The organism is Lysobacterales bacterium, assembly GCA_014946745.1.
Lineage (GTDB): Bacteria > Pseudomonadota > Gammaproteobacteria > Xanthomonadales > Xanthomonadaceae > Aquimonas.
Window position 1 is genome coordinate 1,798,789 of the sequence record JADCRD010000001.1, and the last position, 24,191, is coordinate 1,822,979.

Annotated in this window: 15 protein-coding genes; 5 read left to right on the top strand and 10 right to left on the bottom strand. The window is 67.9% G+C overall.

Translation table 11 applies throughout. The features are described from left to right. Nucleotides 1–3: 3 nt before the first annotated feature. Nucleotides 4–957: an aspartate carbamoyltransferase catalytic subunit gene (locus H4O13_06875; GenBank protein MBE5315109.1), complete on the top strand. Its 954-nt coding sequence runs from the start codon at nt 4–6 to the stop codon at nt 955–957. A gap of 169 nt (nt 958–1,126) precedes the next feature. On the opposite strand, the gene H4O13_06880 is transcribed toward H4O13_06875, so the two are convergent. Further along, nucleotides 1,127–3,229, bottom strand: coding sequence for a M36 family metallopeptidase (locus H4O13_06880; GenBank protein MBE5315110.1), 2,103 nt, complete (start codon nt 3,227–3,229; stop codon nt 1,127–1,129). Nucleotides 3,230–3,542: 313 nt separating this feature from the next. On the opposite strand from H4O13_06880, the gene parE reads away from it, so the two are divergent. Together parE and H4O13_06890 are read left to right on the top strand one after the other, a co-directional pair. Further along, nucleotides 3,543–5,432 (top strand): DNA topoisomerase IV subunit B, encoded by a 1,890-nt coding sequence (parE, locus tag H4O13_06885; protein ID MBE5315111.1) that lies wholly within the window; start codon nt 3,543–3,545, stop codon nt 5,430–5,432. A 159-nt stretch (nt 5,433–5,591) separates the two neighbouring features. Beyond that, nucleotides 5,592–5,957, top strand: a complete 366-nt coding sequence (locus H4O13_06890; GenBank protein MBE5315112.1) for a VOC family protein — start codon at nt 5,592–5,594, stop codon at nt 5,955–5,957. 495 nt (nt 5,958–6,452) lie between these two features. Here the strand turns inward: H4O13_06890 and H4O13_06895 are convergent, their stop codons facing one another. The 4 genes from H4O13_06895 to H4O13_06910 form a co-directional block, all read right to left on the bottom strand. Continuing rightward, nucleotides 6,453–7,196, bottom strand: coding sequence for a hypothetical protein (locus H4O13_06895; protein MBE5315113.1), 744 nt, complete (start codon nt 7,194–7,196; stop codon nt 6,453–6,455). A gap of 194 nt (nt 7,197–7,390) precedes the next feature. Next, nucleotides 7,391–10,075, bottom strand: a complete 2,685-nt coding sequence (locus tag H4O13_06900) for a serine/threonine protein kinase (protein MBE5315114.1) — start codon at nt 10,073–10,075, stop codon at nt 7,391–7,393. Beyond that, nucleotides 10,059–10,655 (bottom strand): sigma-70 family RNA polymerase sigma factor, encoded by a 597-nt coding sequence (locus tag H4O13_06905; protein MBE5315115.1) that lies wholly within the window; start codon nt 10,653–10,655, stop codon nt 10,059–10,061. Before H4O13_06905 ends, H4O13_06900 begins: the two co-directional genes overlap by 17 nt. 185 nt (nt 10,656–10,840) lie before the next feature. After that, nucleotides 10,841–13,369 carry a PD40 domain-containing protein gene (locus tag H4O13_06910; GenBank protein MBE5315116.1) on the bottom strand — a complete coding sequence of 843 codons (2,529 nt, stop codon included), beginning with the start codon at nt 13,367–13,369 and terminating at the stop codon, nt 10,841–10,843. A 288-nt stretch (nt 13,370–13,657) separates the two neighbouring features. On the opposite strand from H4O13_06910, the gene H4O13_06915 reads away from it, so the two are divergent. Further along, nucleotides 13,658–14,593, top strand: a complete 936-nt coding sequence (locus tag H4O13_06915) for an EamA family transporter (protein ID MBE5315117.1) — start codon at nt 13,658–13,660, stop codon at nt 14,591–14,593. Between the two features lie 30 nt (nt 14,594–14,623). Here H4O13_06915 and H4O13_06920 read toward each other — a convergent pair whose 3' ends face one another. The 3 genes from H4O13_06920 to H4O13_06930 form a co-directional block, all read right to left on the bottom strand. Continuing rightward, nucleotides 14,624–15,265, bottom strand: a complete 642-nt coding sequence (locus tag H4O13_06920) for a response regulator transcription factor (protein ID MBE5315118.1) — start codon at nt 15,263–15,265, stop codon at nt 14,624–14,626. Further along, complete coding sequence (locus H4O13_06925) at nt 15,262–16,410, bottom strand: sensor histidine kinase (protein MBE5315119.1); 1,149 nt, start codon at nt 16,408–16,410, stop codon at nt 15,262–15,264. Before H4O13_06925 ends, H4O13_06920 begins: the two co-directional genes overlap by 4 nt. Nucleotides 16,411–16,665: 255 nt before the next feature. Continuing rightward, nucleotides 16,666–18,648 (bottom strand): M13 family metallopeptidase, encoded by a 1,983-nt coding sequence (locus tag H4O13_06930; protein ID MBE5315120.1) that lies wholly within the window; start codon nt 18,646–18,648, stop codon nt 16,666–16,668. A 101-nt stretch (nt 18,649–18,749) separates the two neighbouring features. Here H4O13_06930 and H4O13_06935 point away from each other — a divergent pair, with 101 nt between their 5' ends. Next, a complete protein-coding gene (locus H4O13_06935) occupies nt 18,750–20,147 on the top strand; it encodes an MBL fold metallo-hydrolase (protein ID MBE5315121.1) in 1,398 nt (465 codons plus the stop codon). A gap of 247 nt (nt 20,148–20,394) precedes the next feature. Here the strand turns inward: H4O13_06935 and H4O13_06940 are convergent, their stop codons facing one another. Then, complete coding sequence (locus tag H4O13_06940) at nt 20,395–23,331, bottom strand: DUF4132 domain-containing protein (protein ID MBE5315122.1); 2,937 nt, start codon at nt 23,329–23,331, stop codon at nt 20,395–20,397. 9 nt (nt 23,332–23,340) lie between these two features. Then, entirely contained in the window at nt 23,341–23,790 is a 450-nt protein-coding gene (locus H4O13_06945; GenBank protein ID MBE5315123.1) for a hypothetical protein, read from the bottom strand. Nucleotides 23,791–24,191: the final 401 nt, after the last annotated feature.

The window sequence follows — 24,191 nt, forward strand, 5'->3', positions numbered from 1 at the left end:
CCCATGACCGACCTCCAGCACCACTCCAACGGCCGCTTGCGCCACCTGCTCAGCCTGGAAGGCCTGAACCGGGTCGAGATCGAGGCCCTGCTCGATCGCGCCGAAGCGCTGCGACCGCAGGCTCTGGACGGTCGCGCCGCGCTCTCAGCCCTCGCCGGACAGACGGTCGTCAACCTGTTCTTCGAGCCTTCCACCCGCACCCGCAGCTCGTTCCAGCTCGCAGCGCGCAGATTGGGCGCCGAGGTGCTGAACTTCGACGTCGCGCATTCGTCCTCGCGCAAGGGCGAAACCCTTCTCGACACCTTCCGCAATCTCGAAGCGATGGGCGCAGATGCATTCGTGATCCGTGTCGCTGAGTCCGGCGCGCTGGCCGAGCTTGCCGAGGCGGCCCATCCGCATGTGCATCTGGTCAACGCCGGCGATGGTCGCGCCGCGCACCCTACCCAGGGCTTGCTGGACATGCTGACGATTCGCCAGCACAAGGGCCGTGATTTCAGCGGTCTCACCTTCCTGCTGGTGGGCGACATCCTGCACTCACGGGTCGCGCGCTCCGACCTGCACGCGCTGCGAGCGCTGGGCGCGGGCGAAATCCGCATCTGCGGCCCGCACTCCCTGCTGCCGCAGGACTCCACCCTGGACGGCTGTCAGATTTTTGGCGATCTCGACGCAGCCGTCGAAGGCGTCGATGTGGTGATGATGCTGCGACTCCAGCGCGAGCGCATGGAGGAAGGCCTCATCAGCTCCCTGACCGACTACCACCGCGAGTTCGGCCTCGACGCACGTCGCCTGCGGCGAGCGTCGCCCGCGGCGATCGTGACCCACCCGGGCCCGATGAACCGAGGCCTTGAGATTACCGATGAGGTTGCCGACGGCCCGCAGTCGCGGATTCTGGAGCAGGTCAGCAACGGTGTCGCCGTGCGCATGGCCGTGTTGGCGGCGCTGCTCGCACCGAACTGAGTCGAGGGTTACCGGCGAAGGCGGCGGCTCGCGGTGAGCGAGCCCATCTTCTGCGCAGGGCGCGCCTCTCAAGCGCAGTCGGCAGGGACGGTTACCGTCCGCTGCAGCTGCCAGAGGCGAATCGCTGGAACGCGGGAGGCCCGGCAAGACCGGGCCTCCCGTGCCGCCCTCAGGGCTCGAAGCCGTTGGCGAACACGCCCACCGGAATCGCTTCGAAGTTCACCGTCACCGTGCAGTTCGCGGTGACTGCCGCGGTGCTGAAGACGCTGCCGGTGAGCGTTCCGGCGCAACCTTCCACCGAACGCAGACGGAAGCCCGCGGCCGGCGTCAGGCTGTAGCGGGCAACGCCGCCGCTCAGCACGCCCTGCGAGGCATTCGGGCTTATGCTGCCTTCGCCGGCCACCTGCAGGGTCACCACGTGATCGGCGCAGTCGGTCGGCAGGTTGAAAGCCTCGACCTGATCGGAGCGATTGGTGTTGAGCCCGCTGCTGGCGGACTGACCGAGTCCACGCGCGGCGAACGCGCGCCAGACGGTGCAGCGGTTGGCGCCCTGATTGTTTGCTTCATCGGCGGTCAGGATGCCATTGCGGGCATCCACGAAACTCGGCCGGCAGGGCTGGGCCTTCATGCCGTCCACCACCAGCTGCATGGCGATGTTGTTGCCTCCCGTGCCTCGGACCAGATCGGGATCGAAGCCATGCTCGTCCATCAGGTCGCAGGTCATGTCCCACAGCATGGTGGCCCAGACCGAGCCGATGCCGTGCGGCTGGCTCTGGATCGGGTTGTTGGTATCGGCGAAGGTGAAGGGGTTCACGGCACGATTCGGGGTGTACGGGAATCGACGGATACCCGGCCCGTTCACAGCCTGGAAGCTGGGGTAGGTGCCGATGCTGCGCGGTGCCGCGCAGGCGTTGGGACGCAAGGTCAGCATCAAGCCGACATAGTCAGACCAACCTTCGCCCTTCTGCTCGGCATTGTTCAGACAGGTCGAGGCGCTGGGGCCGCCCGTCAGGCGGTTCGACAAGCCGTGTGCGTACTCGTGCGCGATGATGCCCGCGTCGAAATCGCTGTCGCGGTCGGGCGCGATCGCGACCGGCGGAGCCACGCTGCCCTGCGCGACTGTGTTGGCGAGCTGCAGTGCGAAGGCGTCGCCGCTGTTCTGGGAGATCGCGAACACCGGAATGGTGACCTGCCCTCCGGCGGTGCCGGCGCCCGGTGCGAACAGCGCAGTGCCGCCCTGGTTGTTCCACATCACCACGGCAACCGCGCCGGCGTTCTGGGCGTTCAGCGCCTTGACGCCGAACTCGCAGACGCCACGCTTGACCACCGCGATTCGCCCACTGATCGCTGCCCCGTTGGTCAGCGCCGTGCAGCCCAGCACGCCGCCTTCGGCGCCGCCGTCATTGACCAGGGCGAAGCTGCCGCTCAACACCGAGCTGAGACTGCCGCCGAAGGTGGCCGCTCCGGCCGGGTACTGCGCGGTGAAGGGCGCGGTCACATCCACTGAGGTCAGCACCGGCGCGGTCCAGCGGAACATCTGCATGCGCGGCGCGGCTCCGTCCGGCTGCGTACCGAAGTTCGCATTGTTGGTGTTCGGCGGGCTCGCGTCGGAGCCATCCAGCGCATCCGCATTGACCGCATCGTTGCCCGCACCGCCGCGGCCGTAGTTGTTGACCTGGAAGCTGCCGGCCGGCTCATCGAAGCTGTAGTGCCAGAGCACGTCGTGCAGCACGTTGTTCCAGTAGAACAGGTTGACCAGAGCCGGCGGCACATTGCCCGCGGCGGGCTGGTTCTGGCCGTTGGTTGGCGGCAGAGCGGGGTCGAAGGCGAAATCGAAGACCAGCGAGGTGCCGTTGACCGTGGCCGGGGCGCGGAAGTTGTCGGCGCTGTTGTTGGCGATCAGGTCGGCGCGCGCCACAACGTTGTTGCCGCGCGTCTCCGCGAACTCGAACCCCACCGCCGACAGGTCGCGGGTGTCGTGCCAGCCGCGCGGGGAGGCCTGCGGATCGTGCGGATCGGTGACCACCTGGAAGCTCGCGCCCGGATCCTGGGGCGTCTCGAAGGGCATCGGCAGCACGCGGTAGCTCGCGCTGTAGCCGATGGAAGCAGCGCCCTTGCGCAAGGCCGGTGCACGCGCATGGGCGACGTAGCTGGCCAGGTCGATCACTTCGCCGGTCTCGGCGTCGATGCGCACCTCGGCCCAGACCTTGTCCGACGCGAAGCGGTCCACCGTGAGGTTCCAGGCCAGACGCAGCTGATCGTCCTCGCGCACCTAGATCAGTTCGGCGGGCACTGGCTGGCTGGACAAGGCGTCGCCGGAGAACACCTGGTGTGTGATGAGGGTCGAGCGGCCACGCACAGCCCCGAAGAAGGGCGCTGTGCGCCCGCCCTCCCCCGAGAGCGACGCAGCCGCGCCGAACCCTCGTTTGAAGTCCGGGGCTTGTCCAGTGCCGACAGAGGCTTGACTTCGGCCGCTGTGCGGCAGCCTCGCGAAACCCGGGCGGAGAGCGCACGCCGAACGCCCGTGAACAGGTAACCTTGCGCCCCCGCGGATCCGCTTTCCGCCCTCTGTCTCGACGTTCCACATGAGCAGCCGCTACAACGCCGCCGATATCGAAGTCCTGTCCGGCCTTGACCCCGTCAAGCGCCGACCGGGCATGTACACCGACACCTCGCGCCCCAACCACCTGGCGCAGGAAGTGATCGACAACGCCGTCGACGAAGCCCTGGCGGGCCACGCCAGGAGCATCGAAGTGACCATGTATGCCGACGGCAGCTGCGAGGTCGCCGACGACGGCCGCGGCATGCCCGTCGACATCCATCCGGAGGAAGGCATTCCCGGCGTCGAGCTGATCCTCACGCGCCTGCACGCGGGCGGCAAGTTCAGTGGCAAGAACTACACCTTCTCGGGCGGCCTGCATGGCGTCGGCGTCAGCGTCGTCAACGCGCTGTCGAAGAAGGTCGAGGTCACCATCCGCCGCGATGGCAACGAGTACCGGATGAGCTTCGCCGACGGCGACCGCGCCAGCCCGCTGGAGATCATCGGCACCGTCGGCAAGCGCAACACCGGCACCAAGGTGCGCTTCTGGGCGGATCCCAAGTACTTCGACACGCCGAAGTTCTCGCTGCGCGCCCTGCGCCATCTGCTGCGGGCCAAGGCTGTGCTGTGCCCGGGCCTCAAGGTCACGCTGGTCGATGAGGCCAGCGGCGAAAAAGACGTCTGGCACTACGAGGACGGCCTCCGCGATTACCTCAAGAGTCAGCTGGCCGACCGCGAGTACCTGCCGCCGGAAGTGTTCGTCGGCGCTCTGAAGCGCGAGACCGAAGCGGTGGATTGGGCCTTGTGCTGGGCCGCTGAAGGCGAGCTGGTGCAGGAAAGCTACGTCAACCTCATTCCGACTGCGCAGGGCGGCACCCACGTCAACGGATTGCGTTCGGGCCTGACCGAAGCGCTGCGCGAGTTCTGCGACTTCCGCAATCTGCTGCCGCGCGGCGTCAAGCTCGCCCCCGAGGACGTCTGGGACCGCGTCTGCTGCGTGCTGAGCCTGAAGCTCACCGACCCGCAGTTCTCGGGCCAGACCAAGGAGCGCCTGTCCTCGCGCCAGGCCGCCGCCTTCGTCGAGAACGCCGTCCACGATGCCTTTTCGCTGTTCTTGAACCAGCACGTCGAGATGGGCGAGCGCATCGCCCAGCTGGCGATCGAGCGCGCGTCCGCACGCCTGAAAACCGAAAAGCAGATCGTCCGCAAGAAGATCACCCAGGGCCCTGCCCTGCCCGGCAAGCTGGCCGATTGCTCCAGCCAGGATCTCTCGCGCACCGAGCTGTTCCTGGTCGAGGGCGACTCTGCCGGCGGCAGCGCCAAGCAGGCCCGCGACAAGGACTTCCAGGCGATCCTGCCTCTGCGCGGCAAGATCCTCAACACCTGGGAAGTCGAAAGCGGCGCGGTGCTGGGCTCGCAGGAAGTGCACGACCTCGCGGTCGCCATCGGCTGCGATCCGGGTAGCCACGACATCAGCGGCCTGCGCTACGGCAAGATCATCGTGCTGGCCGACGCCGACTCCGACGGCCTGCACATCGCGACCCTGCTGTCGGCCCTGTTCCTGCAGCACTTCCCTGCGCTGGTCGCCGCCGGCCATGTGTTCGTGGCGATGCCGCCGCTGTTCCGCGTCGACGTCGGCAAGCAGGTGTTCTACGCGCTCGACGAAGAAGAAAAGCGCCTGCTGCTCGACAAGATCGAGCGCGAGAAGATCCGCGGCCAGGTCAACGTCACCCGCTTCAAGGGCCTCGGCGAAATGAACCCCTCGCAGCTGCGCGAATCGGCCGTGCATCCGGATACGCGTCGCCTGGTCCAGCTGACCGTCGAAGCGCCTGAAGAAACCCGCGCGCTGATGGACATGCTGCTGTCGAAGAAGCGCGCGTCCGACCGCAAGGCCTGGCTGGAGACCAAGGGCGATCTCGCGACCATCGAGATCTGACCGCGCTGGTTCACCGGCACGGTTGGCGGAATCCGCCCCGCACGCGTCCGCCATCGCGCTTCCTCGCCCTTCGCGCTTCCACCATGCTGCCGGGCCGCAGACTTGCGGCCCTTCCCACCCCGGCGCCGCTGCGGCGGCGCCCAGACACTGGAGTGCTCCATGATCGGCTACGTCACCCTCGGCACCAACGACCTCGACCGCGCTGCCGCCTACTACGACGCATTGTTCGGCAGCATCGGCGGCAAGCGCGGCATGCAGGGCCCGCGCTTCATCTCATGGACAGCGGGGCGCGGCCCATCGGTCGGCGTCATCAAGCCCTTCGACGGCCAGCCGGCCTCGCCGGGTAACGGCAACATGACCGCGCTGGCGGTGGACAGCCGCGAAACCGTGAACGCCCTCCACGCCAAGGCGCTGGAGCTGGGCGGCACCGATGAGGGCGCCGTTGGCGAGCGCTTCCCGGGCTTCTACGCGGGCTACTTCCGCGACCTCGATGGCAACAAGCTCTGCGTGTTCAAGATGGGCTGAACGCGGCATCACAGATCCGGCTTGACGCGACTCGCCAGCGGCATGCCGTTCTCCCCTTTCCCCTCGTGGGAGAGGGGTCGGGGGAGAGGGGGCAAACTCCGCGAAATCGAGTGCGCCCCACTCCCTTCCACCGTTCCCTCACGGTTGCTGGGCTTGCAAGCGCAGACTTCGAACGCTCAGCCAAGGCGCGGCGCTGATCTGCGCAGCCATTGGACGCAGCCCGCGCTGGGCGTCAACTCGATGCATTTCTCCCCTCTCCCCCCGTGGGAGAGGGGTCGGGGGAGAGGGGGCAAACTCCGCGAAATCGAGTGCGCCCCACTCCCTTCCACCCATTCCCTCACGGGTACTGGGCTTGCAAGCGCAGGCTTCGATCACACAGCCAAGGCGCAGTGCTGATCTGCGCAGCCATTGGACGCAGCCGGCGTCGGGCGAATGGCCCTGCCACGCGGTGTCGCGGAGAGCGAAACCGCGGCCTGAAGCTGCAGGCGGGGCGCCTCACCTCTGCAGCCGGAACACGCCCATCATCAACACCAGCACTGATGCGAGGGCCAAGCTCCACGTCGACATCGCAGGGATCGCGATGGCGGACTCGCCCAGCCTGAACACCACGGAACGCGTCTGCGTCACCGACTGCGCCCCCCGCGACGCCTGGAAGTTGAAGGTCTGAACAAACGGCCCAGCCGCCTGCGTCGACACGCGCAGCCCGGCCACGCAGCGGCGCGTTCCTCCGGGCTCGATGGGAGCGGGTGCGAACTCGATGGTCTTCTCCAAGAATGGGGGAACCGGCGACCACTTGGCCGCGCGTTTGGCTGCGCCCGCTGCCTCGGGAGGCCCAGGCAGCACCCGCAGTCGATAGACGCACGGCGGCGTGGCAGATGTCTGGAACGGCAGCGCGGTGCTCAGCGGGCCTGAGCTGCGGTAGGAAAACCCCACCGTCGCAAGATCGATCGGCTCGTCGCCGGTATTGGTAAGTGTGTAGGTAATCGTCGCCTGCTGGCCGCGCAGCAAGCTGGAAGAATGCGGCTCAACGACCACGCTGCCGCTGATCGACAGAGCTGCGTTCGCCGGAGCGGCCCAAGCAAGGAGAGCCAACACGGCGAGGGCTTGAATCCGGATCACTGCCTGCATCTGCGGCCACGAACGCAGCCCAAGGCCTTGTCTCGATCCTTGTCGGTGATACATCGGGACGACCTCGCAGTCGGGCTCCGGACGATCAAGGTCGAACCAGCGGGTGAGCATCGAAAAGCTCCTCACAGACATCCAAGGTGCCAAAGACAGGTGCTGCAGGCGATCCACTCGACTCCATGCGCGGCATGGCAGCGAGCCCAACGCGTCCGCAGCCTTTCACCGGCAAGGCTCCGATGCAACAGCCACATCACTCCTGCGACTTCGCCGCGCCTTCGTTGAACCAAGGCTGGCAAAAAAGCGTTCGATCAACGGGCGAGCTCGTCGGCATCGCCCTGCAGCGCAGCCAGGCGTTCTTCGGCACGCTGCACGCTGCGATGGCTGCCGTCGTACAGGGCTTGGTAGATGCGCAGCGCGTCGCTCTGCGCGGCGCGTGCCTCCTCGCGGCGCTGCAGCCCGGCCAAGGCCGCCGCTCGCGCTTCCAGCGCCTGGCCGCGTTCGTCCAATCCGCTGCCAAAGCGCTGGGCCAGCGTGCGCTCAACCGTATCGGCTTCCGCGAGTGCCGCCTCGAAGTTACCGAGCCGGGCGGCGAGGTGCGCTCGGTTGGCGCGAAGGGTCAGACACAACTGGTTCTCCAGCGTCGCAGCCGCGCGACAGCTGTCGATGGCGGCATCGAGGACCGCGGCGGCATCATCCAGGGCGTCGCGCCGGATCAGACTCAAGGCCAGCCGGCGGCGCGCGCTCTGCGCCGCCATCGCGTCATCGCCCTGGCGATCGAAAGCCGCAATCGCCTCGCGGATGCGCGCCTCCCCTTCTTCGGCGCGGCCCTCCAGCACCAGCTGCCAGCCGCTGTCGGCGAGCGCGGACGACTTCCACGGATGGTCGCCGGAAAAGTGCTGCCGGGCGATCGCCAGGCGTCGCTCCGTCAGGCGGGTCACACCGGCCGTATCGCCACGCTGTTCGAGCACGCTTTCGAGGGTGGTGAGCGCGATGGCGAGGGGGGCGGCATCCACCCCCTGCTGGCGCTCGAGCGCAGCGATCGCCTGCCGCGCAACGGGTTCGGCCTCGTCGATCAGATTGGCCTCCGCCAGCATGGTGGCCAGGTTGTACAGCGCCACGGGCACCAGCGGCTCCGCGCTCTGCGGGCCGCCGGCGAGCGCCAGGGCGCGCTGCGTGTGCAGGATCGCCGCGGACATGTCGCCCTCGTTGCGCAGCGAAACGGCCAGCGCATTGTGGGCGTTCGCCAGGGCAGCTGTGTCGGGGGGCTGGCCTCCCTGCAGGATGCGGATCGCGCGCTCGGCAAGCGGGCGGTTGGCTTCGTCGCGACCTTCCCCCGAATTGGCGGCGGCGATGTTGAGCAGGGCTTCGGCGACGGCAGGATCGTTCTCGCCGTGCGCGCGCTCGGCGATAGCGAGCGCGCGCTCGAACATGTCGCGGGCGCGCGCGAAATCGCCGCGTCCGCTGACGATTTCGCCGAAGTCATCGAGCAGCTCGCCCTGCATTGCCGGGTCGTCCGCGAACTCGCTGTCGATGCGCTTGAGCGCATCCTCGAATGCTTCCGCCATGGTGAGCGCGCCGCGCGCATCGCGACGCAGCGGATTCTCCTGCAGGAAGACCGAGATCAGGAACTCCTTGACGCGTTCGTTGCGGGTCGCCATCTCGCGTGCGACGGCCGCTTCGCGTTCGGCACGCTGCGCCTGCGACTGCGCGACCGTCGCCTGCCACAGCGCGGTACCGAAACCCGCGATCAGCGCCAGCAGTACCGCGCTCGCGCTTCCAACCGCAAGCCGATGGCGGGCGACGAACTTGCGCATGCGATAGCGCCGCGTATCCAGCTGTGCGGCGACCGGCCGACCCGCCAACCAGCGCCGCAGGTCGTCGGCGAAGGCGGCGGCCGTGGCGTAGCGGCGTTCGGGCTCGCGACGCAGGGCGGCCAGCACGATGGTGTCGAGCTCACCGGCAATCTCGCGCGCAAAGCGCGTCACTGTGCTGGCTGCTGCGCCGAGGGCGAGGCCGCTGCGCGCGGTGTCACGCAAGCGCAGGCTCGGGCGCTCCGCCGTTTCGTGGCGCACGCGCTCGGCGAGGCTGTGCAGCGTGGTGCTTTCGCGTTGATGCGGCAGGCTGCCCGTCAACAGTTCGTGCAGCACCACGCCGAGGGCATACACGTCGGTGGCGGTGCTGATCGGCTCGTCCAGGATCTGCTCGGGTGCCGCGTACGCCGGTGACATCACGCGCATGCCGGTGGCGGTTTCGTCGAGACCGGAATCCACCTGCATCAGCTTGGCGATGCCGAAGTCCAGCAGATGCACACGGCCCTGCGCGTCCACCAGAATGTTCGAGGGCTTGAGGTCACGGTGCACGACCAGCCGGTTCTGCGCGTAGGCCACCGCTTCAGCGACGTCTGCCAGCAGGGCCACCCGCGCGCGCACGTCGAGATTGTTGCGGCGCGCGTACTCGTTCAGCGGCAGGCCTTCCACCCGCTCCATCGCGTACCAGGGCGTGCCGTCGTCGGCGACACCGCCGTCAATGAAGCGGGCGATGGCGGGATGCGACAGCTCCGCGAGGATGCGCCGCTCCTGCACGAACCTTCGCAGGCGGTCTTCCCCATCGATGCCGCGCAGCAGCAGCTTGAGCGCGACCTCCTGCTGGAAGTCGCCTTCGTGCCGCTGTGCCAGCCAGACCTCACCCATGCCGCCACGCCCCAGCAGGCGGTCGAGCTGAAACGGCCCAATGCGCTTGCCCGCCGCACCTGCGATCGCGACTCGCGCATCCGAGACCCGGTCGACCAGGGTTGCCGCGACCTCTCGGAAGCCGCGATCGATCACGCTCTCGGGCGTCGCGTCAGCGCGCAGAAGGCGGGTCAGTTCCTCGGCCAGCGCCGGATCCTCGGCGCGTAGCGCACGCAGCCGCGCCGCCTGCGCCGACGGATCGAGGTCGACCAGCGCATCGAACTGGGCCAGCGCCCGCAGCGCAACATCAGGTATCGATGGCATCCAGCAGCTCTCCCTGTTCGCAACCGGACTCACCCAGGCGAGATTGCAGGAACGCGCGCGCGCGGCGGAAATCGCGCTTCAAGGTGGCTGGCGACAGATCCAGCACTTCGCCCGACTCCTCCAGCGTCAGGCCGGCGAAGAAGCGCAGCTCGACCAGCCGCGCAAGACGCGGGTCCAGAGTCTCCAACGCGTCCATGGCTTGGCTGAGCGCCACCATCTGCTCGTGCCTCAGGGCATCGCCAGAGAGGCCCTCCACCGCGCCCAGCGTGGTCTCCGCGGCGCCGGCACCGCGCTTGATGGCCAGGCGTTCGCGCGCGTGGTCGACAGCGATCTGCCGCATGGCCCGCGCCGCCACCGCGAAGAAATGGGCGCGGTCGTTGATCGCGAGCGCGGCAGGCTTGGCCAAGCGGAAATAGGCTTCGTGAACCAGGGACGTACTGCCAAGCCCACCGCCCTCGCCGCGGCGAACCTGGGCCTTGGCGAGTCCGTGCAGGTCGGCGTACACCGCGCGGAACAGCTGGTCTGCGGCTTCACGATCGCCGTCGCGCGCACGCGCGATCCACTGCGTGACTTCGGTCATGCCCCGCCCCCGTTCGGCCCGAGGCGGACGCTGACATAGCGCGGAGTAGCGCGCAATCACCGGGCGCTGCGGCGTCCGCGCCTGTCGTGACTCAGGCGCCGATGTGCTCTCACCGATACAGCGCGAGGGCGGAGCGAGGCGCCAACGTCTTGCCCGCCTCGGCATCGGGTTCTGACGCGCAGACATCACTCGAAGCCGTTGGCGAACAGTGCAGCCGGCTGTGCGCCGTCGAACTCGGCCAGCGCGAACGGCGAGAGTGAATCGACCACGCCGCAGACCTGCCGCGGCACGCCTGGCTGGTCGATGCGCAGCGTGGTGCGATCCACCCACTGGCCGTTCTCGCCGTGCAGCAGGCGCAGCTGCAGGAAAGTCGCCGCGGGCACGCCGGCCGGCACCGCGATACAAACGGTCAGTGGCGGCTCGATGCGTGCGGTGGTCGTGATCTCGAAGGCCGGACAGGTGCTGCACAGGGAGTAGCCGGCCGGCATCGCGCCGGGATCGGGCTGGATCCGCGTGAACGAGGTACTGCCCTCGCCGCTGACCCCGGCGAACTCGACAGAGACGTCCGGCGCCCGAACGGTCACCGGTGCACCGACCGCGGTCGCAGCATCGAAGGCAGGATCGCAGGCATCGCCGATTCCGTCGGCGTCGGCGTCGGCCTGCGGGGCCAGCGTTGGGCGGTCGTAGTTGGTGCCGCGGGTGATCTGGCGCAGGCCCGTGCCGTCGCGGTTCATCGCGTGCAGCTGGAGGCTGCCGTCGTAGTCGGCCATGAACACGATCTGCGCGCCATCGGGCGAGAAGATGGGCCTGGATTCGCGGAAGGTGGTGCGCGTGATGCGCTGCGGGTCGGTGCCGTCGGCGCGCATGGTGTAGATCTCGCCGTTGGTGGCCGCACCGTCGCGGTAGGAGATGAACACGATCCGGCTGCCGTCCGGGCTGTACGTCGCTTCCATGTCGATCCCGGCCGTGGTGGTAAGACGGACCTCGTCGGTGCCGTCGGTGCGGATCGAATAGATATCGCGATTATTGCCCGTGAGAATGTCGCGCACGGTGTCGAAGGCGATGCGCGTGCCGTCGCGGTTGAACACCGGGTTGTTGGCCTGTCCGTTGAAGCCCTGGCTGGTCGTGAGCCTGAGCGGATTGCTGCCGTCGGCATCCATGACCCAGACATTGCGACGGAACCCGTTCATCGACGGGCGTGTCCCCAGGAACGCGATCCGGATGCCGTCGGGGCTGAACGCGGGCTCTTCGTCGGCGCCGGCGACGCTGGTGAGGCGGACTACGCCGCTGCCGTCGGCGTTCATCCGGTAAATCTCGAAGTCGTTGGCGGCGCGACTCGAGGAGAAGATGATGTGCCGGCCGGTGGCGTCGAAGCGCGGTTGCACGTCGGCCGCGGAGCTGGTGGTGAGGCGGACCTGCTGCGAACCGTCGTAGTTCATCGTCCACACGTCGAGCGGCGCCAGTTCCACCGCGATGCGATAGCCGTTGGGCACCGCGGGGCAGGAATCGGCGCCGTCGATCACGCCGTCGCCGTCGACGTCGGGTCGGCCGAAGGCCCCGAAGGGCACGTTGTCCGTGGCGCTGCCGTAGGTCACTGCGTTGCCGCCGTCGAGATCCACCACCCGCGTGGCATTGGTGCAGTCGCCGCCGCTGGAGAAACACAACTGGAACGCGACGCGACTGCCGTCGGGACTGAACCGCGCATTGTTGACGAACACGCGGTCCGCCGCCGGGTCCTCGTAGAGCGCAACCACGCCGCTGCCGTCGGTGCGTGCGAGGTACAGCGCCGGGGGCACGGTGAGGCCCACCGGATCGGGCCGGTTGATGAACAGCACGCGGCTGCCGTCGGGACTCACCACCAGGCCGGACTTGCCACCGACGATGTTGGTCAGGCGAAGCCCGCCGCCGCCATTGCCATCCATGCGGTACAGGTCGTTGAACCGCGGCCCCTGCGTCGCGGCACGGCCGGAGGCGTAGACGATGCGGCCATCGGGCAGGTACACCGGCTCGTCGTTGAACCGGCTGTCGATATCGGGGTCGGTCAGGGGGACGACCGTGTTGCCATCCAGCGTGGACCGATACACCTGCCGCGACCCGCTCGTGCCGGCCAGCGAGGTGAACACCACGAATTGGCCATCAGGGCTGAACGCCGGCTTTTCCTGCTGGTTGGCGGTGGGATCGTTGCTGACCGGTGGCGCTGTCGTCAGCAGGCGCTGGTTGCCGCCGTCGTTGTCCATCAGCCAGATCTTGTCGTCGAGATCGGTCGGGCCGCAGTTGCGCTGGTAGGCGATTCGCGCGCCGTCGGGCGAGAGCGCGAACTCGTCCGTGAAGCAGCCATCCTCGGTCAGATTGTCCAGTCCCGTGCCATCGACCCGGATCCTGAACACATTGGTGTCGAAGTTGCTCGTCGCCGAGGCGATGAAATAGAGGTGGCGCGAGGTGGCATCAAAGCGCAAGCCCCGGACGAAGTTGCCGCTGGACGGTCCGAAATCCGCCAGCAGGGTGCGCCGCGCACCGTCGAATTCCTGCAGCCACAGCCGGTACGACTGCGCGCCGTCGCGCACGTATTCGCCCCAGGCCACGCGTCCGCATTCGAAGCCTGCGCTGCAGTCGACCTGGGCGTGGGCGAGCTGCGTGCTGATCCCGAGAAGCATCAGCGCGCGCAGTGCCCAGGCCTGCGGCGTGACAGAAGCAGCGTTGGATTCGATGCGCATCGGACGTTCCTGGCTTGAGTCGATCAAGGCGACACTGACTCGCCTTTCGATACCCACGGAGGAAGTCGCTGCGAGGGCTCATCCTGGTGACGCTTCACCCCATCGCCAGCCGGGCCTGCGGGTGCGAGACGCCCGCACGAGCCTCCAGCCCGGATCGGGTTCAGCGACCCGCCGACCCATGACTTCGACGGCCGTTCGCCTTGAGGCCTATTGCGCGCCCTGCCGCGCGTGCCCAGCCTATGCGGCTTCGCCGCGCCCGCGGCCTTCGACTGAATCCACGCCGTGGCCATGACGCCTGCGACCCGCGCCCAGCTGCAGATCCACTTCTGCGTGATGCTCTGGGGCTTCACCGCTATTCTCGGCAAGCTGATCACCCTGACCGCGCTGCCGCTGGTGTGGTGGCGGATGCTGCTGGTGACTGCCGCGCTGGCGCTGGTGCCGGCCGTCTGGCGCAGCCTGCGCAGGATGTGCGCGCGGCAGGTGTGGATCTATGCCGGCATCGGCGCCCTGGTGTCTCTGCACTGGCTGACCTTCTACGGCTCGATCAAGCTCTCCAACGCCTCGGTCGGCGCGACCTGCATGGCGCTGGGGCCGGTGTTCCTGGCCTTCATCGAACCCTGGATCGCGAAGCGTCCCTTTTCGCGCGGTGAGCTGGCGCTGGGCATCGCCGTGCTGCCGGGTGTGGCGCTGGTGGTCGGCGGCGTGCCGGTGGAGATGCGTGCCGGTATCGCGATGGGCGCATTGTCCGCCTTCATCGTGGCACTGTTCTCGGCGCTCAACAAACGCTACGTCGAGGACGGCGAGCCGCTGACGGTGACTGCGATCGAGCTCGGTGCGGGCACGCTCACCCTGACCCTGCTAGCGCCGCTGCTGCTGCTTGTGTTTCCGCTGCCGGCCGAAGGGGGCCTGATTCCCGACAGCAAGGATTTCGCCTTCCTGCTGGCGCTGTCGCTCGGCTGCACCCTGCTGCCCTTCACCCTGAGCCTGGTGGCACTGCGCCACATGAGCGCGTTCTCGGCGCAGATGGCGATCAACCTGGAGCCGGTGTACGCCATCCTGCTGGCGATGCTGCTGTTCAACGAGCAGCGCGAGCTGGATGCGAGCTTCTACGGCGGTGTGGCGATCCTGCTGCTGGCGGTGTTCGCGCAGCCACTTCTGCGCAGGCCACTCGCGCCAACGCATGCGGAGAATGCGGGCGTGGGTGAGGCCAAGGACATCGGCTGAGCGCAGTCCAAGCCCGCGCCACCGCGCGGATCAGACGAGTTTCAGCTCGAACGCCTTCAGCACCGCGCGCGTGCGGTCGCGCACGCCGAGCTTGCTGAGGATGTTGGAGACGTGGTTCTTGACCGTGCCTTCCGCCACGCCCAGCGAATTGGCGATTTCCTTGTTGCTATAGCCGCCCGCCATCAGACGCAGGATCTCGGTTTCGCGGTCGGTCAGCGGGTCCGGACGGTCCAGGCTGGTGAAGTCGTTCTGCATGCGCTCCAGGCCCGACAGCAGGCGCTGGGTCACCACCGGCTGCACCAGCGAACCGCCGGCGGCGACGGTCTGCACCGCGTCGACGAGCTGTTCCAGCGAGACGTCCTTCAGCAGGTAGCCGCGAGCGCCGAGCTTGATGCCCTGCAGAACCAGCTGGTCATCGTCGAAGGTGGTGAGGATGATCGTGGCCGGCACCGAGCCGCGCTCGCTCAGGTGCTGCAGGGTCTCGATGCCCGACATCACCGGCATGCGCATGTCGAGCAGCACCACATCGGGCTTGACCTCGTCGATCTTCTCCAGGCCCTGCTTGCCGTCACTGGCCTCGGCCACCACCCGGATGTTGTCGGACAGCTCAAGCAGCGAGCGGATGCCCTGGCGCACCAGGGTTTGGTCGTCGACCAGGCAGACGCGGATCATGCGGGGGTCTCCACGGGAAGGTGCAGGCGCAGGGCGAAGCCCTGGCCCGGTGCGGTTTCGATCTCAAGTGTGCCGGCGAACTCGGCGACGCGCTCGCGCATGCCGCGCAGGCCGTTACCGGCGCTGACCGCATCGGCGCCGCGGCCATCGTCGCGTGCTTCCAGGCGCACGCCCGTGGCGTCGCTGGCAATCCGCAGGTCGAGGCGCTGCGCGCCGGAATGGCGGGCGGCATTGGTGATGATCTCCTGGGTGGCGCGCAGCAGCACCTGGGCGCGCCCGGGGTCGCTGATCCGGAAGTCGGCCGGCACATCCAGACGCACGTCCAGCGAAGGCACGCCGTCGACCAGACTGAACAGGGCCTCGCGCAGATCGATGGCATCGTCCTGGCGCAGCTGGCTCACCGCTTCGCGCACATCGGACAACAGCAGCTTGGCCAGCGACTGCGCCTGCTTGACGTGCTCGCGCGCCTTGCCCTCGCAGAGATGGGTGGCGACTTCAAGGTTCAGGCTGAGCGCGGTGAGGTGATGGCCGAGCAGATCGTGCAGTTCGCGCGAGATGCGCGAGCGCTCATTCAGCCGCGAGCTCTCGGCCAGCAGCGCGCGGGTGGCGCGCAGCTCGGAGTTCAGGCGGCGCTGCTCCTCGCGGGCGTCCATCTGCCGGCGCGCGACCACGCTGGTGAGAAACACGAAGCTCGAATAGCCGAACAGCAGCACCGCCTGCAGCGGTGCGCTGATCCAGTCGAAGCCGTCGATCTGCAGGAACACCGGAATCAGCGCGCTGTGCTGGCCGACCAGCCAGACCAGGCCCCAGCCCAGCGACAGGAACCAGGGCAGCAGGCCCGCGATGACGATCAGGAAGGCCCCGGACAAGCCCGACTCGGTGAAGTGGCCGATGCCGATCGCCGACACCGTCAGCAAGGCAAGCAGGAGCAGGTGCAGCCAGCGGGCGCGCGGCCGCGCGCCCGGCGAGCGCGTCAGCAGCCAGTAGCAGATGCCGAAGGTGAGGTAGCAGATGCGCCACCACACCAGATCGCTGCCGGTGATGTCCTGTTGGAACAGGTCGATCAGCAGCGGCACGCCCATGCAGCCCCAGGTGAAGAGGCCTGCGAAGCGCAGCAGCTGCATCGGATTCAGGCGGGCGAGCATCCGCGCATCATAGGCGGGGCACCACGCGGGGCACCCTGCCTGTGGTCATGAGCGGGGATTGGGGATTGGGGATTGGGGATTCGTGTGATCGCCATCGCGAGCGTCAGTCGTCGTGGCCACAGTGGACCCAGCCAAGGCGGGCTCTATCCCCGGGGCAGCAAGGCCACGCGGCGTGTCAACCTTCGGTCGAATCCCGAATCCCCAATCCCCAATCCCCAATCCCCAATCCCCAATCCCCAATCCCCAATCCCAGCTTCAGAACGTCCGCGCCCGCGCCGGCTCCGGCAGGTGCATGGGCTGGCCGTCCTTGCAGCTGAACGCGGCCTGGAAGGAGGACAGGTGCGGCAGCGGTCCGTTGACACGGAAGCGTGCGGGCGCGCGGGTGTCGGCGGCCAGCAGCAGACGCAGGGTCTCGTCCTGGTAGTTGCGGCGCATCAGCCGCGCCCAGCCGTGGAAGAAGCGCTGCGCGGGCGTGAGCCCGTCGCGGCTCTCGCCGCGCTCGCCGCCGGCAGCCAGAAACGCCGTGTAGGCGAGCTGCAGCGCACCGAGATCGAGCACGTTCTCGTTCCAGGTGGCGGCGCCATCGACCTTGAGCGTGCCCAGCGCGCTGAACGCCGAGTACTGGCTGACCAGACCGCGTGAGCGCTCGGCGTAGGCCGTGCGATCCGCATCGCTCAGCAGACCGCGACGCGCGCCGGAGGCCGGGTCGAACACGCCCATCAGACCACGTGCGATCAGCGCGCCGGCAACGCCGTGATTCAGGGCGACATCGCCAGCGGGATCGAACAGCGGCGACTGCAGCACCGCGGCGGGCACGTACAGCGTGTGCGTGGACGCCTGATAGCTGACCTGCAGACTCGACGCCGACACCGGCCAGGCGGCGCGTGGCGCCTTGCCCAGCGCAGCCAAGTCGCGCTGATGGCGGGCGCGGCTCACGGCCAGCACGGCCTCAGGCCAGTTATTCGCCTCAAGCTCGAAGCCCTCCCACTCCGTTTCGGCGGGGCCACCCAGCGCAAAGCTCAGGCGGTCGATGTCGGCCAGCAGCGCTTGCCGGCCTTCCGGCTGCATCCAGGTCGAGCCCTCGATAAGCGCGCGCAGCTGGGCCCGCAGGCCTTCAGCGAGGCCCAGTGCGGCCTCACGGCGCGGTGCATCGAAATGCGCGCGGGCGTAGCGCTGCCCCAAGGCCTCGCCCAGGCTCGCCTGCAGGAAGCTCAGCACCCGCGCTTCGCGGCTCGGCGCCGCCCGTCCCGCCAGCGTCTCAACGAACAGGCGGTCGTGGGCTTCGACGAAAGGCTGACCGAGATAGGGCGCAGCCGCGTGCAGCACATGGAAGCGCAGGTAGGCCTGCCAGTCGCTCAGCGGCTGGGAGACGATGCGCGCGTTGACTGCGGAGAAGTAGCTCGCGTGCGCCAGCGAGATCTCGTCCAACTTGCGCTGCCCCTGCGCCTTCAGATAGTCGCGCCAGCGCAGCTCGGGCTGCGCGCGATCAAGCTCGCGAACCCGCATCAGGCGGTAGCTGTTGCGCGGATCACGCAGCTGCTCCAAGGACAGCGAAGCGCGCGCCAGCTCGGTTTCCATCGCCAGCACGCGCTGCGACTCCGCCGCCGCATCGGCGCGCCCGGCCAGGCTCAGCACACGCTCGACATAGGCGCGATAGGCCTCGCGCAGCTCGACCGCCGGGGCGTCCTCGCGCAGGTAGTAGTCGCGATCCGGCAGCCCCAGGCCGCCCTGGTTGGCGTAGGCGATCAGTCGATCGGGCTGGTCAAGATCCGGCGCCACAGAGAGCGCGAACAGAATGGGCGCGCCCCAGCTGTGCAGCTCACCGATCAGCGCAGGCAGCTCGCGCGGCTTTTTCAGCGCATCGATGCGCTGCAGGAAAGGCGCGGCCGGGCCAAGGCCGACGGCATCGATCGCGGCCTGATCCATGCCAAGCGCGTACAGGCGGGCGATGCTGGTCTCCAGCGCGTTGGCCGGTGCACTCGCGAAGCCCTGCAGCAGGGCGCGCTGCTGCTCGGCAAGCGTGGCGCGCAGCTCATCGGTGTAGCCGATGCTGGCCTGACCCGCGGGCACCGGCGTAGCGGCAAGCCAGCCGCCGTTCGCGTGCTGGTAGAAGTCCATGCAGGCCGCGGTGGCGGCGTCGCGATGGCGCGCATCGAGCGCAGTGTCGGCGTAGGCGACCGGCGCGGCGATAAGGACAAGGGCAGCGCAAGACAGCAGGCGAAAGCTCGAGCGGAACATCAAGGGCAACCTAGGGGAACCTCGGGGGGCGCACAGTTTAGCGGCCCGCACGCCGCCGGGCCGGCGCTATGATCAGGCCTCCGCCTCGGCCTGGAATCGACATGCGCATCACCATCCACGGCGCTGCCGGCGAGGTCACCGGCTCCTGTCACCTGCTCGAGTTCGGTCGCTACCGGGTGTTGCTCGACATCGGCATGATCCAGGGCGGACACGAGGAAACCCAGCGCAACCGCGACGAGTTCCCGTTCGATGTCAAGCGGCTCGACGCCGTGGTGGTCAGTCACGCCCACATCGATCACCTGGGTCGCCTGCCGCTGCTGGCGAAGCGCGGCTACTCGGGCCCGGTCTACACGCACCGCGCCACCGCCGATCTCGCCCGGATCATGCTGGAGGACTCGGCCAGCCTCGCCGCCGCCGACGCCGAGCGCGACAACCGCCGCAGGCTGCGCGCCGGCGAGGCGCCTGACGCTGAGCCGCTGTATTCGCTGGGCGATGTCGCTGACGCCCTGCAGCTGCTGCGACCGCTCGACTACGACCAGTCATTCGAGATCCTGCCGGGGCTCAGCCTGACCTTGCGCGACGCCGGCCATATCCTCGGTTCGGCCTCGGTCAGCCTGACCGGCGAGACGCCGCAGGGCCCGCGCACCCTGGTGTTCTCGGGCGACATCGGGCCCTGCGGCACTCCGATCATGCGCGATCCGGTGCCGGTGCCGAAGGCCGACCTGGTGCTGCTGGAGAGCACCTACGGCGACCGTCTGCACCGCTCGCGCGATTCCACCATCGACGAGCTGGGCGAAGTGTTTGACCTCGCCGCGCACGAGCGCGGCAACGTGCTGATTCCGGCCTTCGCCGTCGGCCGCAGCCAGGAGCTGCTCTACTGGATGGCCGAGAACTACGAACGCTGGCACCTCGACCGCTGGCAGGTGTATCTCGACTCACCGATGGCACTCAAGGTCACCGAGGCCTACGCACGCCACAAGGCGCTGCTCGACTCGCCGGCGCGCGCCGCGTGGAACGGCAGCGGCAACCCCTTCGGCCTGCCCAACCTGCGCCTCGTCAGCAGCGTGCAGGACTCGCAGGCGCTGAATCAGCGGGCCAGTGGCTGCGTGATCATCGCCGGCAGCGGCATGTGCAACGGCGGCCGCATCCGCCACCACTTGCGCCACAACCTGTGGCGCGAGAACGCGCACATCGTCTTCGTCGGCTACCAGGCCCGCGGCACGCTTGGCCGCCGTCTGGTCGACGGCGCCGACTACGTCGACATCTTCGGTGAGCGCATCCGCGTCAAGGCACGCCGCCACACCATCGGCGGCCTTTCGGCCCACGCCGACCAGAACGGGCTGGCCGAGTGGTACGGCGCGATTCCCATGCATCCGCGGGTGCTGCTGGTGCACGGTGAAGAGGAAGCCCGCGAGGGTCTGCGGGTTCGTCTGGGAACGCAGTACGGCTGCGACGTGCGGGTGCCAAAAGCGGGCGAGCAGTTCGAGGTTGGGGTTTGAGAGCTGCGCCAGCGAAGAAGTCGATGGGCGCTCTTGCAGTCAGCAGAGCCCGCGACACAGCCAGCGTGACGACGGGATGTGTGGGGAACATTGCTGCGCCGCCCCGCTCACGCCTGCAGGCTTCAGGCAACTGCCATGGGACCGGAGAAGGAGTGCCCCGTTCGCGTGCGTCGCGGAGCAGCGGGCACCTCTGAGAACACGCGTCGGTCGCGCTCAACCCAGCCCGCGACCTAACCGGAAGCCTGCGTCACTCGGCGCTTATCTGGCCCTCGATCTGCGCGAGGATGCTCGGGTCCTTGATCGTGCCGTCGGCGCTGAGCAGAAAGAGCTTCGAAAGCACCTCGCTGGTGCGCTGGTCTTCGTCGACGAAGGGCAAAGCAATCGCCTTTGAGCTGAGCTTTGCGGCGGGCACAATGCACAGATAGCCGGCGGGGATGACGTGGATAACCGCGGTGCCCAGATGCAGGCGATAGCTGGCGCGCGTGCCGTGGATGATGGCGTGATGTCCTTCCACGCTCACATTCTTCAGGCCAAGGCCCGGGATCAAGGCGCTGACCAGAGCCACGCGAGTCTGCTGGACCTCCTGCGAGTGCTCATCGCTGTCGGCCGCGCCCGCGGTGATCACAAGGTCGAGGTCGCGCATAGCCTCCGAGAAGTCGAGGGCCGGAGCCTGCTCCAGCGGGATGCGCTCTGCATGCCGGGTGAAGCTCACCTCGTCGAGTACGGTGGCCTCTTCCTGCGTGAGGTACTGGTAGACATCCGGCAAAGAAACTTCCACGAAAACGTCGGGCGCCACGCGTTTGCGCGCGACGAAATCGAAGTCGCTGCCCTCGACGCGCCAGCCACGCGCAGACAGGATCGCTCCAAGCACCGCGGTCTTGACCCGACGTCCCTGGAAGCGCCGGGAAACGTCGCCGGCTTCCCGCTCCGCCGGGGTCAGTACGTAGCATTCGCGGAAGGCTTGCTTGAACGGCTGTACCAGCCCGGAGCTCACCACGTGCTGCTGACAGGCGATCAGGCGGCCGGTCCGCAAAAGCTCGTACACGTGCGCGATCCGCAAGGGCGCGACCACCGGCTGCGACGTCCCGGCCAGCGCCCCTTCAGCATCCAGCAAACGCCACTGCGTCAGATCCGGTTCGAGCAGGCCCAGCGCACCGTCGCTGTCCTGCACGTAGAGCGCGGTGAGCATGCGCTGCGCCATCGGCAGCCCGGCCAGTTCCTGCAATTGCTGCGGGCGCAGGGCGCGGCCGCTGACCATGAGGCTCTCCATGGCCGCTCGGTAGCGCTTGGCTTGGTCCTTCAGCTGGTCGATCTGCGCGAGCAGCGGCGCGAACTCGGGGGCCTTTTTCAAAGCAGGCGGCAGGCTCTTCAGCGTCTTGCCGGCCTTCTGCACGGTCAGCACGGGCTGGAAGTCTTGAAGCGACAGTTCGACCGCATAGTCGCCCTGTTGCCAGGTCCAATCCTGCGGCGAGTGGGATCCGGCATCCAGTGACCACTCCATTTCGGTGACGTCCGCAAAGCCAGCGTTGTGGGCCAGCTGCACCAGGGCTGCGGCGGCAGCGTCGCGAACGTTCGCGCTACGCTCCGAGCCGAACTGCTTCGACGCGAGCTTGCCCGCCCCCCTAAAGAAATCGAAACGCTGCCGAAGATCAGCTGCGTCCCGCAGCGGGTACAGCGCCCACAGACGGATGTGCTCTTGGGAGAGCTTTTCCAGCTGACCCGCAAGCTTCTTGTCTTCAACACCCCGCACCGCCTCGATACGGCGCACAGTGAGCTTCAGGTGCTTGTATTTCTTGCACCAGGCCAGCAAGGATTCGCCGCTCTGTCCCGCACGCTCCAGCTGTGCCTGCAGCTCCGGCACGTCGAAGAACGTGTTCGGATACGCCTTCTCGCGCTCACGCATGAAGCGATACAAGGGCGCGGCCATGCCCCAGCCCAAGGCGCTCAGAACCTCGTCGGCGTGGTTGCGGCAGTGGCGCAGGAGCTGCTGCAGCACGTCCTGCGAGAACGCGCCCAGCTCTGCGACGAGCGCCTCACTCTCAGCGGCGGTCAGCGGCTGGAGGTTGCAGAGCAACTTCATGACGCGGGCAGCCGGACGTTGCACATCAGCGTCGACAAGGGCAAAGCTGGGTGGCGGCGAGGACGTCTGCGCGAGCAGGCGGGCTGCGGCGACCACAAAGCGGATGCCGCTCAGTAAGCAGCTATCGGCGCGTTCATACTCCACGTCCATCTCATGGGCGAGATTGTCCAGCGCCTTGATGGCCTCGTCGAGTGGCTTTTCACAGTGCGCGTAAATCCAGTCCAGCGCTTCAGGCTTGAAGCTCTTCAAGGTGTCCTCCTTTTGTCGTAGGCAGTCGCCGACCACGCGCGCACCGCGAGGCCATTGGATAGCGAAGAAGCGCAGCACCTGGGCGCTATCGAGTGGGCCAAGACGGGCGAAGGCTTGCGCCAGATCGCTGGCGCGATCCGTCACACCGAAATGCTCTGCCGTGCTCATCCGGCCGCTGCAGTCGCCGTCTTCGACCTCGGGCGGCGGCACGAAAGTGTGGTCGACGAAGGTGTCGCACGAACGCTCCATCAGATCCATCAGCTCTTCTAGCTGCGGACGCGAAGCGGGCCAGCCGCAGAGCGCACGGGCAACGCTGGCTGGATCGGGCTCCAGAAATGGGTTCCCACGGCGCTTCAGCGCAGGATCCAGCTGCCGGACCGGGTGGCCAGCGAACGGCTGCACGATCTGCGCTGGAATGCGTGCGCGCTCTGTATCCGTCCACAACGGGGCGGTGCATTCGCCGGAATCGTCCGGGTGGCTCAGCTGGAATCGCAGGCGCTGCAGCCCAAGGCTGCAGGCGTAGCTGCCTGCCAACTGCTTGAGGGCCTCGGTCAGCAGGTCGTCGAGCTCACGCGCGGGTGCGTAGAAGCCGTCGGCCCGGGCACGCAGGTTGGGCACCTGCCGATGCAGCGCGGGGAAAAGATAGAAGTCCGCCAGGTGCTGTTCGCTTTCATCGCCGAAGGCCGTCTGCAGTGCAACGCAGAAGGGCGCATCACGGCCGGCTTTGCGGATCGCGCGCACTTCGTCATTCAGGCGCTTGTCCGCCCTTGCGGAATCGATGTATCCCGTAAGCCAGTGTTCGAATTGCTCCACACGATGTTGCTGCGTCGCGCTCGCTCGCCAGTATTCGATCATGTCGGCCCTTCATCCGCCCACAAGCGGGCGCAGGCGCAGAAAAACCGCCTGCGAGGTTTCCTGCAGCTGCAGTTCGGCATGCGAGCGGTAGAGCACGCCGTCGACGACCAACTGGAACTCGCCTGCGGCGAAGGCTGCAAGCGCGCGGCGGATCTCGGCCTGCTCAAGGGCGGCGGCCTCGGGTGCACTTGCGGGTATGGGTGGACGCGGCAGGACCACACGCCCGGAGGCCAGCCCGCTGGCGATGAGCTCCGCCGTCATGACCTCGGTCGCCTGCGGGATCGATGTTTCGCTGCGGGTCTGCGCGATGCGCTGCAGGGCGAGGTGCGAGCGGACGCTCAGGGCGATCAGTTCGCGGGTGCTCATCGAGAGGACATCGATCTGGTAGGCCAACTGACCCTGATGCAGAACGTCGCGCTCGCTGTCGGCGAGTGCGCAGTCCAGGAGTAGGCTCGGCATGTGTGTGCTACGCGGTGAGTGGGGAGGTGGCGCGACTTGGCCGCGGGCGAATTCTGGAAAAAGGTCAACTGGAGGCCCGACGCAGCCGGCGAGCCGTCACGAGGCGCGAAGTCGATGGCCTTGATGCACGCCAGGTTCGTCGCAGCGGCGCCGATCCGAACGGCCTCGTCAGCCAGCGTCAACTCCCGCAACGCCGCGAACGTGCAGCGCGGATCCCAGTCGCACAACGCGGCCGAGGTGCAGCACACAGCGCGCTGTCTGGCAGGATGCTGTCTGGCAGGGTCACGCGAACAGCCAAACGGCTCGGAACCCCGGACCTTCGGCGGCGACGAGTCTGCCGAGTAGACGCAGGTCCGGCAAGCACGAACGGAGTTGTGAGATCCCTCCGCCTACCGCGGTCT